General features: G+C 58.4%; 11 protein-coding genes. 4 read left to right on the top strand and 7 right to left on the bottom strand.

Annotated features, from left to right (window positions below; translation table 11 throughout):
• Positions 1-91 precede the first annotated feature (91 nt).
• Both mfd and VCA57_RS11720 read left to right on the top strand, forming a co-directional pair.
• Positions 92-3,547: a transcription-repair coupling factor gene (gene mfd, locus VCA57_RS11725; protein ID WP_411185517.1), complete on the top strand. Its 3,456-nt coding sequence runs from the start codon at positions 92-94 to the stop codon at positions 3,545-3,547.
• Between the two features lie 3 nt (positions 3,548-3,550).
• Entirely contained in the window at positions 3,551-4,090 is a 540-nt protein-coding gene (locus VCA57_RS11720) for a CsiV family protein (protein ID WP_411185201.1), read from the top strand.
• A gap of 58 nt (positions 4,091-4,148) precedes the next feature.
• On the opposite strand, the gene VCA57_RS11715 is transcribed toward VCA57_RS11720, so the two are convergent.
• The 4 genes from VCA57_RS11715 to VCA57_RS11700 are packed head-to-tail and all read right to left on the bottom strand — an operon-like array spanning position 4,149 to position 7,197.
• A complete protein-coding gene (locus VCA57_RS11715) occupies positions 4,149-4,886 on the bottom strand; it encodes an S-methyl-5'-thioinosine phosphorylase (RefSeq protein WP_411185200.1) in 738 nt (245 codons plus the stop codon).
• 10 nt (positions 4,887-4,896) lie between these two features.
• Positions 4,897-5,895, bottom strand: a complete 999-nt coding sequence (nagZ, locus tag VCA57_RS11710; RefSeq protein ID WP_411185516.1) for a beta-N-acetylhexosaminidase — start codon at positions 5,893-5,895, stop codon at positions 4,897-4,899.
• Between the two features lie 21 nt (positions 5,896-5,916).
• The gene (locus tag VCA57_RS11705) at positions 5,917-6,441 is read right to left on the bottom strand and encodes a L,D-transpeptidase family protein (RefSeq protein ID WP_411185199.1); all 525 of its coding nucleotides are present in this window, start codon (positions 6,439-6,441) and stop codon (positions 5,917-5,919) included.
• 48 nt (positions 6,442-6,489) lie between these two features.
• Entirely contained in the window at positions 6,490-7,197 is a 708-nt protein-coding gene (locus tag VCA57_RS11700; RefSeq protein ID WP_411185198.1) for a TetR/AcrR family transcriptional regulator, read from the bottom strand.
• A 272-nt stretch (positions 7,198-7,469) separates the two neighbouring features.
• Here VCA57_RS11700 and lexA point away from each other — a divergent pair, with 272 nt between their 5' ends.
• Together lexA and sulA are read left to right on the top strand one after the other, a co-directional pair.
• A complete protein-coding gene (gene lexA / locus VCA57_RS11695) occupies positions 7,470-8,081 on the top strand; it encodes a transcriptional repressor LexA (protein ID WP_411185197.1) in 612 nt (203 codons plus the stop codon).
• 60 nt (positions 8,082-8,141) lie between these two features.
• On the top strand, positions 8,142-8,615 hold the full coding sequence (gene sulA / locus VCA57_RS11690) for an SOS-induced cell division inhibitor SulA (protein WP_411185196.1): 474 nt from the start codon (positions 8,142-8,144) through the stop codon (positions 8,613-8,615).
• 104 nt (positions 8,616-8,719) lie between these two features.
• Here sulA and VCA57_RS11685 read toward each other — a convergent pair whose 3' ends face one another.
• The 3 genes from VCA57_RS11685 to topA all read right to left on the bottom strand — a co-directional run bounded on the left by VCA57_RS11685 (position 8,720) and on the right by topA (position 12,228).
• Positions 8,720-8,953 carry a hypothetical protein gene (locus VCA57_RS11685; protein ID WP_090248059.1) on the bottom strand — a complete coding sequence of 78 codons (234 nt, stop codon included), beginning with the start codon at positions 8,951-8,953 and terminating at the stop codon, positions 8,720-8,722.
• 77 nt (positions 8,954-9,030) lie between these two features.
• A complete protein-coding gene (locus VCA57_RS11680) occupies positions 9,031-9,549 on the bottom strand; it encodes a DUF6586 family protein (RefSeq protein WP_411185195.1) in 519 nt (172 codons plus the stop codon).
• Positions 9,550-9,618: 69 nt separating this feature from the next.
• The gene (topA, locus tag VCA57_RS11675; protein WP_411185194.1) at positions 9,619-12,228 is read right to left on the bottom strand and encodes a type I DNA topoisomerase; all 2,610 of its coding nucleotides are present in this window, start codon (positions 12,226-12,228) and stop codon (positions 9,619-9,621) included.
• Positions 12,229-12,240: the final 12 nt, after the last annotated feature.

The following is a 12,240-nucleotide window of genomic DNA, read 5'->3' as shown; positions in this document are numbered from 1 at the left end:
TGAGCAATGCACGACTGTCGTAACTGACACCGCACATAAACGCCCGCTACAATCGGCGACCCTGTGCCTTGACCGTGAGCTGCCTGTGTCTGTGCCGACCGCGTCCGTATTACCTCTACCATCCCTGCCGGCCACTGCCGGGAAACAACATTGGGGCAACCTACCGGGGGCTGCGCTGAGCCTGGCGATTGCCGAAGCCGCCAGCAATGCCAAACGCTTCACCCTGCTGTTAACCGCCGACAGCCAGAGCGCCGAGCGCCTGCAGGAAGAGCTGAGCTTCTTCGCCCCGGATTTACCGGTGCTGCATTTCCCTGACTGGGAAACCCTGCCCTACGACCTATTTTCGCCACACCAAGACATCATTTCCCAGCGCATTGCAGCGCTGTATCGCCTGCCCGAGCTAAAGCACGGTGTATTGGTAGTGCCAATCACCACCGCCCTACATCGCCTGGCACCCAAGCGCTTCCTGCTCGGCAGCAGCCTGGTGATGCACGTTGGCCAGCAGCTTGATGTCAACCAAATGCGTGGCAACCTGGAAGCCGCCGGCTATCGCTGCGTGGACACGGTGTACGAGCACGGCGAGTTCGCTGTACGCGGCGCGTTGATTGATCTGTTCCCGATGGGCAGCAGCCTGCCGTATCGCATCGACCTGTTCGATGATGAAATCGAAACCCTGCGCACCTTCGACCCAGAGAGCCAGCGTTCCATCGATAAGGTCGAGTCGATCAAGCTGCTGCCGGCGCGCGAATTCCCACTGGAAAAGAAAGCCGTCACTGATTTCCGTGGACGTTTTCGCGAACGTTTCGACGTGGATTTTCGCCGCTGCCCCATCTACCAGGACCTCAGCACCGGCATAACCCCAGCAGGCATCGAGTACTACCTGCCGCTGTTCTTCGAAGAAACCGCCACCCTCTTCGATTACCTGCCCGCCGACACCCAAGTATTTTCCCTGCCAGGTATCGAAAAAGCCGCCGAGCAGTTCTGGGTGGACGCCCGCAGCCGCTATGAAGACCGCCGCGTGGACCCAGAACGCCCACTGCTGCCGCCTGCGGATATTTTCCTGCCCGTGGAAGACTGCTTCGCCCGCCTGAAAAACTGGCCGCGCGTGGTCGTCAGCCAAGACGATATTGACGACGGCGTAGGCCGCCAACGCTTCAACGCCATGCCCCTGCCCGACCTGGCGATCCAGGCCAAGGCCAGTGAGCCGCTGGCCGCGCTGCGGCGCTTTATTGAGGAATACCCCGGCCGCGTGCTGTTCTGCGCCGAGTCTGCCGGTCGCCGCGAGGTGCTACTGGAGCTACTCGCCCGCCTCAAACTTAAACCCAAAGAGTTCGACAACTGGCCTGCGTTCACCGCGAGCAAGCAGCGCCTGGGCATCTGCATCGCCCCGCTGGATGACGGCCTACTGCTCGATGACCTGGCCCTGGTGGCGGAAAGCCCGCTATTTGGCCAACGCGTCATGCAACGCCGGCGTCGCGAGAAGCCCCGTGATGGCGGCGACAACGTCATCAAGAACCTCACAGAACTGCGTGAAGGCGCGCCAGTGGTGCACATTGACCACGGCGTAGGCCGTTACCTGGGCCTGGTGACCATGGAGTTCGACGGCCAGGCGGCTGAATTCCTCGCCCTGATGTACGCCGAAGAAGCCAAGCTCTACGTACCCGTGGCCAGCCTGCACCTGATCGCCCGCTACACCGGCAGCGATGACGCCCTCGCACCACTGCACCGCCTCGGCTCGGAAGTGTGGCAAAAAGCCAAGCGCAAGGCCGCTGAACAGGTTCGCGATGTGGCCGCCGAATTGCTCGACATTTATGCCCGTCGCGCCGCCCGCGAAGGCTATGCCTTCAAGGACCCGATGGCCGATTACGCCACCTTCAGTGCCGGCTTCCCGTTCGAGGAAACGCCTGACCAGCAATCCGCCATCGAAGCGGTGCTGGCCGACATGCTCGCACCCAAACCGATGGATCGCCTGGTCTGCGGCGATGTTGGCTTCGGTAAAACCGAAGTGGCCATGCGCGCGGCGTTTATTGCCGTGCACAGCGGCCGCCAGGTAGCCGTGCTAGTGCCCACCACCCTGCTCGCCCAGCAGCACTACAACAGCTTCCGTGACCGCTTCGCCGACTGGCCGGTAACGGTCGAGGTGATGAGCCGCTTTAAGTCGACCAAAGAGGTCAACGAGGCCGTGGCCAAACTGGCCGAGGGCAAGATCGACATCGTCATTGGCACGCACAAGCTGCTGCAGGACGACGTGCGCTTCAAGGACCTGGGCCTGAGCATCATCGACGAAGAACACCGCTTTGGCGTGCGCCAGAAGGAACAGCTGAAAGCGCTGCGCAGCGAGGTGGATATTCTCACCCTGACCGCCACGCCGATTCCGCGCACCCTGAACATGGCCGTTGCCGGCATGCGCGACCTGTCGATCATCGCCACACCGCCAGCCCGCCGACTGTCGGTGCGCACCTTTGTCATGGAGCAAAACAACCCGACGATCAAGGAAGCACTGCTGCGCGAACTACTGCGCGGCGGCCAGGTGTACTACCTGCACAACGACGTGAAAACCATCGAAAAATGCGCCGCCGACCTCGCCGAGCTGGTGCCCGAAGCGCGCATTGGCATCGGCCACGGACAGATGCGCGAGCGCGAGCTGGAACAGGTGATGAGCGACTTTTATCACAAGCGCTTCAACGTACTGATCGCCTCGACCATCATCGAAACCGGCATTGACGTGCCCAGCGCCAACACCATCATCATCGAGCGCGCCGACAAGTTCGGTCTGGCGCAACTGCATCAATTGCGCGGCCGCGTCGGGCGTAGTCACCACCAAGCCTACGCCTACCTGCTAACACCACCACGCAAGCAGATGACCGATGATGCGCAGAAGCGCCTGGAGGCCATCAGCAATGCGCAAGACCTCGGCGCAGGCTTCGTGCTGGCCACTCACGATTTGGAGATTCGCGGTGCCGGCGAACTGCTTGGCGATGGCCAGAGCGGGCAGATCCAGGCCGTGGGCTTCACGCTTTATATGGAAATGCTCGAGCGCGCGGTGAAATCGATCCGCAAGGGCGAACAACCCAACCTCGACCAGCCACTCGGCGGCGGCCCGGAAATCAACCTGCGCGTGCCGGCACTGATCCCCGAAGACTACCTGCCGGACGTGCACGCACGACTGATTCTCTACAAACGCATCGCCAACGCCATCGACGAAGATGGCCTGAAGGAGCTGCAAGTCGAGATGATCGACCGCTTCGGTCTGCTGCCGGAGCCCACCAAAAACCTGGTGCGTATCACCCTGCTCAAACTGCAGGCAGAGAAACTCGGGATCAAGAAAATCGATGCTGGCCCACAAGGCGGACGTATCGAGTTTGCCGCCAGCACCTGTGTCGATCCGCTGACCCTGATCAAGCTAATCCAGAGCCATCCCACGCGTTATAAGTTCGAAGGCGCCACCCTGTTCCGCCTCCAAGTGCCAATGGAGCGCCCAGAAGAACGCTTCAACACGCTCGAAGCTCTGCTTGAGCGCTTACTCTCGCAATCTGTAAAGGACTGACCCATGCGCGCACTTCGCACCCTTACCCTGCTGCCGCTTATCCTGCTGTGCACGCTCAATAGCAGCGCGGCGCTGGCTGAAAGCCTCTACCAGGTTGAAGTCATCGTGTTCCGTCAATCTGTCGATACGATTTCCGCAGGCCAACTGCCACCCGATAACTGGGAGCAGGATGCCCTGCCGGTGGACGCCAACAACAGCCGTAGCACTGCGCTGAATGCCGAAGCCGACAAACTCAATCCATCCAGCGGCTATCAGGTACTTCTGCACCAGGCCTGGGTGCAGAGCCTTGGCGACTCAAGCAGTAGCGTTGCCATCCACACGGGTGACGAGCAGTTTGGCCACTACCCGGTCGAAGGCCGCATCAGCCTCAAAGATGGTCGCTTAATCGAGCTGGAGAGTGACATTTGGGTCAATCAATTCGATGCCAACGGCAGCCTCAGCGACAGCGAGCGCATCAAACAAAGTAGCCGCCTGAAAAGCGGTGAACTGACCTTTGTGGATAACGGCAGCCTGGGCATGCTGATCCGCGTCAGGCCACAGTAAACATTACAGATACAAAAAAGGGCCGCACGATGCGGCCCTTTTCAATGGCGTGCAGGTATCAATTACTCAGCACACGCGCCAGCACAGCCTTGACCGTGTCCATCCCCTCATCCAGCGCGCGCTCAATCTCCGCCATGGTGATAAGCGCACGTGACTTACCAGCAGCCGGGTTCACCACCAGCGCCAAACAGGCATAGGGCAGTGCCAACTCACGCGCGAGAACAGCTTCTGGCATGCCGGTCATGCCAACGATATCGCAGCCATCGCGCTCCATTCGGGAGATTTCGGCAACAGTTTCCAGGCGTGGCCCTTGCGTACAACCGTAAATCCCGTGAGAGCTGAAGGCACAGTGCTCTGCCGTTAGCGCATCGACCAACTTGCTGCGCAAGCCAGCATCGTAAGGATGACTGAAATCCACATGGGTCACGTGCTCCAGCTCACCTTCGAAATAGGTGTGCTCGCGCCCGTAGGTGTAATCAATGATCTGATGCGGCAGGCAAAAATGTCCCGTGCCCATAGCGGCATGAATGCCACCCACCGCATTCACCGCAATAATCGCCTTGGCCCCGGCTTCACGCAGCGCCCAAAGATTCGCCCGGTAATTGACCTGATGCGGCGGGATACGGTGAGGATGCCCATGACGCGCAAGAAACAGCACCTCACGCCCGGCGTAATCACCCTTGAGCACTGCCGCAGAGGGTGCGCCATAGGGCGTATCGATATGCAGCGCCGCCTTGATGGTCAGTCCGTCCAGCTTGGTCAGACCGGTACCACCGATAATCGCGTAAACCGTCATCCATCACTCCTCAGTCGATTAATTGCGCATCGCGCAGGCTGCCAAGTGCTGCCAGCCAGCGCGGGCTCTGCCGATATTCAATCCCCGGGAAAGCTTGTCGGCGCATTCGCGCCAGCCCCCGTGGCGGCTCTACTTTAAGCCGCTGCAGGGCGCTCAAGGCTAACTCGGCGGCCGCTCGGTCATTGCACACCAGGCCCATATCACAGCCGGCAGTCAGTGCAGCCTCGATACGGCAGGCGGCATCACCCACCACATGCGCGCCGGCCATGGACAGATCGTCACTGAAAATAACCCCATCAAAGCCCAGCTCACCACGCAGAATGTCTTGCAACCAGCGGCGGGAAAAACCGGCAGGCTGGCTGTCCACCTGGGGATAGATCACGTGCGCCGGCATCACCGCCGCCAACTGCCGACTGAGTTGCACAAACGGCTGCAGATCAACGGCGCGGATCTGCTCCAAGCTGCGCTCATCCACCGGAATCGCTACATGGGAGTCCGCCTCGGCCCAACCATGACCGGGGAAATGCTTGCCCGTTGCAGCCATACCGGCCGCATTCATCCCACGGATAAAAGCCCCGGCCAGCAGGGTCGCACGCTGCGCATCACCCTCAAAAGCCCGGCTACCGACCACAGCACTGCGCTGATGATCGAGATCCAGCACCGGAGCAAAGCTCAGATCCAAACCGGCGGCCAGGACTTCCGTGGCCATAATCCAACCACACTGCTCAGCCAAATACTCAGCATTGGCGTTATCGGCCAGCGCACGCATCGCCGGTAAGCGCACAAAGCCCTGACGTAAACGCTGCACGCGCCCACCTTCCTGATCAACGGCAAGCAGCAGATCCGGGCGCACCGCACGAATGGCCGCCGCCAGCTCGCGCACTTGGCGCGGATCTTCGATATTGCGGGCAAACAGAATCAACCCCGCCACCTGTGGCTGGCGCAGAAGCTGCCGATCTTCAGCCGTCAGCCAAGTACCAGCGACATCCAGCATCAATGAACCGTGCATGGGTGAACTCACAATCAATCCTTAATAAAGAGGCGTAGCAGCCCAAACCGGACAAGCCGCCTCGTCAATCTGAACCGAACACCGGACCGGCACACGCGCAAATAACTCCAGCAAATCACTGTTGCGCAGGCGCACACAGCCATGTGACAGCGCCACGCCCATGGGCTCGCAGTCCGGCGTACCGTGTATATAGATATAGCGGCGAAAGGTATCGACATCGCCCAGACGATTACGTCCAGGCTCACAACCACTCAGCCAGAGAATGCGCGTAAGAATCCAGTCTCGCCCTGGGAATTGCGCATGCAACTCAGGCGACCAGACCTCGCCCGTCCAACGCCGCCCACGCAGCACGGCTGCGCGGGGTAAACCATCACCAATCTTCGCGCGCACCTGATGTAAGCCACGCGGCGTACAACCAGAGCCATTACGCTCACCCGCACCATTGAGCGCAGTGGAAACATTCAGACGCAGCTGCAGCTGCCCATTGGCAAAGCCATACAGGCACTGATCGGCAAGGGAGATGTGGAGAAAATCGAGAGCTGCCATGGGCGGCTAGCTTAGCGGATCAAACCCACCAAGCCCACCCACAGACGGTCAAACTTTACTAGCGGGGGCAGAAGCCTTGACGCGAGGTTTCAGTTGGGCGCTGGCCAGCGCCTCATCGGCCAAGCCCGTTTCTGAGCGCATACCGGCAGCCAGGAACGGCACCATCAAACGCATGACCTGCTCAATCGACGTGTTAACCCCGAAATCGGTTTCCGACATAGCCCGCAAGGCTTTGATCCCAGACATGCTGAACGCAGCCGCGCCCAACATAAAGTGCACCCGCCAGAACAGCTCCAGCGGCGGAATACGTGGGGCGGCCTCATGCACCAACTGCATATAACGGCGGAAAACCTTGCCGTAAACCTCATCCAAATATTTACGCAAGTGACCCTGACTTTGGCTGAAAGCCAAGCCAAGCAAACGCATAAATATAGAAAGATCGTTACCGCTGCGCGGCTTGACGGTAAGCGTCTGCTCAACAAGCAACTCAAGCAGTTCTTCCAGGCTGACCTTGATCTCTGGCTTGGACTGGCGGCGATCCAGTTCACGCTCCAGGTTTGCGCAGAAAGGCCCAAGAAAGCGCGAGAAAACTGCCTGAATCAATGCCTTCTTCGAACCGAAGTGATAGTTCACAGCAGCCAGATTGACGCCGGCCTTGCTGGTGATCAAACGTAAAGAAGTTTCCGCGAAACCCTTCTCCGCAAAAAGCTGCTCTGCGGCATCAAGAATGCGTTCAACTGTTTCAGACTGAGCCATGACTTTTTTCATCTAAGCAAACACTTGTTTGAAACATACGTTTCACCCACCCGACTTGTCAAGCCGAGCAAGCCATCTTATGGCCGAGCAGTCACAAAAATCCTCAGAACGCCACAGTAACCCAAGCAAGACGAACTTCGGACAAGCCTGTTTAAAGCCCCTCACATCATGCCCTGCATGAAGGGCATTGAGTAGAGGCCAAAACACAAGGATTGCCAATCTCACATCACTGTATATAATCCCAGTCACTGTACAAAAAAACAGAGCCAATCATGCTAAAACTGACGCCGCGCCAAGCTGAAATTCTCGCCATGATCAAGCAATGCCTTGAGGACAACGGCTATCCGCCCACCCGTGCGGAAATCGCTCTGGCACTGGGCTTCAAATCGCCGAACGCCGCTGAAGAACACCTCAAGGCGCTAGCCCGCAAAGGTGCGATCGAAATGACGCCTGGAGCATCTCGCGGTATTCGCATCCCGGGTTTTGAACCCAACGCAGAAGAAGAAAACGGCCTTCCAGTTATCGGTCGCGTGGCTGCTGGGGCACCAATACTTGCGCAACAACATGTGGAAGAGTCTTGCCGGATCAACCCGGACTTCTTCCATCCCAAGGCAGACTATCTGCTGCGTGTTCGCGGCATGAGCATGAGAGATATCGGAATAATCGACGGTGACTTACTGGCCGTGCACACCACCCGCGAGGCGCGTAATGGCCAAGTTGTAGTGGCACGCCTTGATGATGAAGTCACAGTCAAACGCTTCAAGCGCGAAGGAAACAAGGTCTGGCTGATTGCCGAAAACCCTGAGTTCGCACCGATAGAAGTGAATCTGGAAGAGCAGGAACTGATCATTGAAGGCTTGAGCGTCGGAGTTATCCGCCGCTGACAGTCCACTGAAAACGCAGCATCGACAACGCAGGTAGCTACACCTGCTGGTGGAGGATCTATGCAGTTTCCACAATCACTGAGCCGTACACAGCTGCCACTGTTCGATGCATTTATGGCTTCGACAGTTACCCCAATGCTTGCCAATGCTAACGAGCTGCCGTGGCCTGATGAGACAGAAGCCTTCAGTGAACTGTCGCTGCGTGGCGCGGCCGGGCATTGCCTGAATCTGCTCGCCCCCATTCTGCGTGAGCTAAGCGACAACCACGACGAACGCTGGTTAACCCTCATCGCCCCACCATCCAGCCTCACCCAGACGTGGTTACGCGATGCCGGACTAAACCGTGAACGTATTCTGCTACTCCACCCTCGCGGCGAGCAAAGCGCGCTGGAACTGGCCCAACAAGCATTAACGCTTGGCCGCAGCCATACCGTCGTCAGCTGGCTGCACCCACTTGCTCGCCAGGCGCGCAACCAACTTGAGCAAGCCGCCCGCCAGGGCAAGGCGCAAAGCCTGAACATCAGTTTGGGATAATTGCGCAACACATACGCACAAGGACTGTGCGTGTTGGCTAATAGGCAGAAATACAAACTGTCGCGATCAGCCCAGCGCCTGAGTGACGCCAAACCAGCGGACGATCAGTGAAGAACCCGCGGCCCTTCTTCTTGCTGGAAATTGTTTTCGGCTAAACGCCCCGCCATCTGCACACCGACATTGAGCATGGCCTTTGCCACCTCAACATGCTGCCCCTGCAGGAAGGCTTTGGCATCAGCAGAAAAGTCCAGCACCACCAGCGACTCTTCATCCTCGGCACGACGCAGGGCAATGCGCCCATCGGGCAACTCGACAATTTCCAGGAAGGATGTAGGCATTGGGTTAGCTCTCCACGAAAGGCGCGTAGTGTAACAGTCTGTCCTGACTCACCCTAGCCCGCCGATCCATCAACGGATTACCACTCACTCAGGGTTTCGCGAAAACGCTGTGCCAGGGATTTCAACTGCTGCCGCCAAGCATCCAGAGCTTGATGCCCCAGAGGCTCAACCTCTTCGTCCAAGCTGACCGCCGTAATCAACGGCGTCGTCGGGTCAGTTTTACTCTGCTTGCCAGCTTGCGGCGGCTGAAAAAGCGCAGCATAAGCCGTCAAAAGCTGAGCAACCCAGCTAGCGGGGGACTGCGCCAGCTCAACCAACTCGCCTAATTCTTGACTCGGTGCAGCGTGCAGAACCGCTGACGTGAGGAAGCTCTCTGCGCGCGGAGCTGCACTGTCAGGCAAACGGTAATAGCCGGCAATTTCATGGCATAAGCCTAACAAGGCACCGTACAGATGAAATAGCGCAGCCTCGCGCTCAGCCTGGATCAGGGCCAGCGAGTTTATGCTCTGCGCCTGTTCAGCCTTACGCCAGGACTCCAGCGCCAGGCCTGCATAGAAGATTTTTTGATTGGTGCGGGTATAGAGCTCGTTGGCCATGACAGCACACTCCATTAAGGCGTTGACAGATATACGCGCCCACCAGAGGCAGGCGCGCACTCAGCTAGATCAGCCCTTATCTTCGATTTTCCACTTACCACCGTCGAAGAACGCGCGCCAGCCAGTCGGTTTTCCGTCGACCTCAGTCTGCACGTACTGCTCTTTGGTCTTGCGGCTGTAGCGGATTACCGCAGCACGGCCTTGCGAGTCCTTCGGCGGAGCGTCGCAGAGGAAGTGATACTTGGGGTCGATTTCATCACGATGCGGAATAATCTCGACCACTAGCGGCGCACGGGTCTCACGGTTTTTCGGGAACTGGCTGGCAGCCAGGAACAAGCCCGAAGCGCCATCACGCAGAATGTAGGTATCGTTGACCTTCTCGCATTTCAGCTCCGGCATCTTCACCGGGTCCATCTTCGGCGGCGCTGCTTCACCACTTTTCAGCAGTTTGCGGGTGTTCTTGCACTCACTATTGGTACAGCCGAAGAACTTACCGAAGCGACCGGTTTTCAGCTGCATCTGGCTGCCACACTTGTCGCAGTCCAGGCTAGGGCCTTCGTAACCCTTGATGCGGTATTGGCCCTGCTCCACTTCATAGCCCGGGCAATCCGGGTTATTACCGCAAATATGCAGCTTGCGGGTCTCATCAAGCAGGTAGGCATCCATCGCGGTCGAACAGATTGGGCAGCGATGCTTGCCAAGCAGCACACGCGATTCCGACTCGCCCTCGTCATCTGCGGCAATCTCATCGCCCGGCACCAGGTTGACCGTAGCCTTGCAGCGCTCTTTTGGCGGCAATGCATAACCTGAACAGCCAAGGAATACACCTGTCGAGGCCGTGCGAATAGTCATTGGCCGAGCGCAATCGCGACAAGCAATGTCCGTGAGCGTTGGTGTATTGGCGCGCATGCCACCATCGCTGTCGCCCGCCACCTCAAGCTTCTTCTTGAAGTCGCCGTAGAACTCATCAAGCACATGCTTCCACTCGCGCTCGCCCTGCGCCACATCGTCCAGATTCTCTTCCATACCTGCGGTAAAGCCGTAGTCCATCAGGTTAGAGAAGCTCTCGGAGAGACGCTCAGTAACGATATCGCCCATCTTTTCGGAGTAGAAACGGCGGTTGTGCAGCGCCACATAACCGCGATCCTGAATAGTGCCGATAATTGCAGCGTAGGTCGAAGGACGACCAATACCGCGCTTCTCCATCTCTTTAACCAAGCTGGCTTCCGAGTAGCGAGCAGGCGGCTTGGTGAAGTGCTGGCTCGGATCGAGCTTAACCAGCTTGAGCACTTCACCTTGATTCATTTCGGGCAATACATCGTCATCGCCCGGCTTACTCAGCTGCGGCAATGCCCGCGTGTAGCCGTCGAACTTGAGAATACGACCCTTGGCACGCAGCTCGAACTGAGCAGCAGTGACGGTCACGGTAGTCGACAGGTACTCGGCCGGCGGCATCTGGCAGGCGACGAATTGGCGCCAGATCAACTCATACAAACGCTCGGCGTCACGCTCCATGCCCGACAGCTGAGTCGGCTTGAGGTTGACGTCGGAAGGACGAATCGCTTCGTGCGCTTCCTGCGCGCCTTCTTTGCTGCTGTAGGCAATCGGGTTGGCTGGCAGGTACTTCTTGCCGAACTCGCTTTCAATAAAACTGCGCACCATGCTCACGGCGTCAGCCGAGAGATTGGTCGAGTCGGTACGCATATAGGTGATGTAGCCAGCCTCATACAGACGCTGAGCCATCATCATGGTCTTCTTCACCCCAAAGCCCAGGCGGTTACTGGCGGCCTGTTGCAGCGTGGAGGTAATAAACGGCGCGGAAGGCTTGCTGCTGGTCGGTTTGTCTTCGCGCTTGCTGATGCTGTAGCTAGAGGCTTTCAGCGTAGCCAGGGCCGCCATGGCCTGGGCTTCATTAAGCGGTTTAAAGGCTGCGCCGTTCTCACGAGCCACTTCAAAGCGCACATTGGCGCCTTTGGCAGTGCCCAGATCGGCGTGTACTTCCCAGTATTCTTCGGGGACGAAAGCGCGGATCTCTTTCTCGCGCTCGACCACCAGTTTCACCGCAACCGATTGCACACGGCCAGCGGACAAACCACGGGCGATCTTCGCCCACAGCAGTGGCGAAACCATGTAACCCACAACACGATCAAGAAAACGCCGTGCCTGCTGAGCATTGACCCGATTAATGTCCAACTCACCAGGCTTGGAGAACGCCTCCTGAATCGCCTTCTTGGTGATCTCGTTGAACACCACACGCTTATAGCGACTGTCATCACCACCGATGGATTCGCGCAGGTGCCAAGCAATGGCTTCCCCCTCGCGGTCCAAGTCGGTTGCGAGATAGATGGTGTCAGCATCCTTGGCCAAGCGGCGCAGTTCCTCGACGACTTTTTCCTTGCCGGGAAGGATTTCGTACTTGGCTTTCCAGCCGTGCTCTGGATCAACGCCCATGCGCGCAAACAACTGACGCTTGGCTTTTTCCTTGGGCGACAGCGCCGGCACTTCACCCGCTGCGGCTTTACCACGCTTAGCAGGCTCTTTGGCGGTACTCGCCGAGCCGCTGGTGGGTAGGTCACGGATGTGGCCGATGCTCGACTTCACCACGTACTCGTTGCCCAAGTACTTGTTGATGGTCTTGGCCTTAGCCGGGGATTCCACGATGACCAGCGATTTGCCCATGGATTGGAAAAT

Source organism: Pseudomonas sp. (genome assembly GCF_046581935.1).
Taxonomy (GTDB): Bacteria; Pseudomonadota; Gammaproteobacteria; order Pseudomonadales; family Pseudomonadaceae; genus Aquipseudomonas.
This window is presented reverse-complemented; position numbering and strand designations above follow the sequence as displayed.

What these genes read in the sequence shown, in the direction of transcription:
- VCA57_RS11720 (WP_411185201.1), top strand. Translation starts at nt 3,551, where the DNA reads ATGCGCGCACTTCGCACCCTTACCCTGCTGCCGCTTATCCTGCTGTGC.
- VCA57_RS11715 (WP_411185200.1), bottom strand. Translation starts at nt 4,886, where the DNA reads ATGACGGTTTACGCGATTATCGGTGGTACCGGTCTGACCAAGCTGGAC.
- nagZ (WP_411185516.1), bottom strand. Translation starts at nt 5,895, where the DNA reads ATGCACGGTTCATTGATGCTGGATGTCGCTGGTACTTGGCTGACGGCT.
- VCA57_RS11705 (WP_411185199.1), bottom strand. Translation starts at nt 6,441, where the DNA reads ATGGCAGCTCTCGATTTTCTCCACATCTCCCTTGCCGATCAGTGCCTG.
- VCA57_RS11700 (WP_411185198.1), bottom strand. Translation starts at nt 7,197, where the DNA reads ATGGCTCAGTCTGAAACAGTTGAACGCATTCTTGATGCCGCAGAGCAG.
- lexA (WP_411185197.1), top strand. Translation starts at nt 7,470, where the DNA reads ATGCTAAAACTGACGCCGCGCCAAGCTGAAATTCTCGCCATGATCAAG.
- sulA (WP_411185196.1), top strand. Translation starts at nt 8,142, where the DNA reads ATGCAGTTTCCACAATCACTGAGCCGTACACAGCTGCCACTGTTCGAT.
- VCA57_RS11685 (WP_090248059.1), bottom strand. Translation starts at nt 8,953, where the DNA reads ATGCCTACATCCTTCCTGGAAATTGTCGAGTTGCCCGATGGGCGCATT.
- VCA57_RS11680 (WP_411185195.1), bottom strand. Translation starts at nt 9,549, where the DNA reads ATGGCCAACGAGCTCTATACCCGCACCAATCAAAAAATCTTCTATGCA.
- topA (WP_411185194.1), bottom strand. Translation starts at nt 12,228, where the DNA reads ATGGGCAAATCGCTGGTCATCGTGGAATCCCCGGCTAAGGCCAAGACC.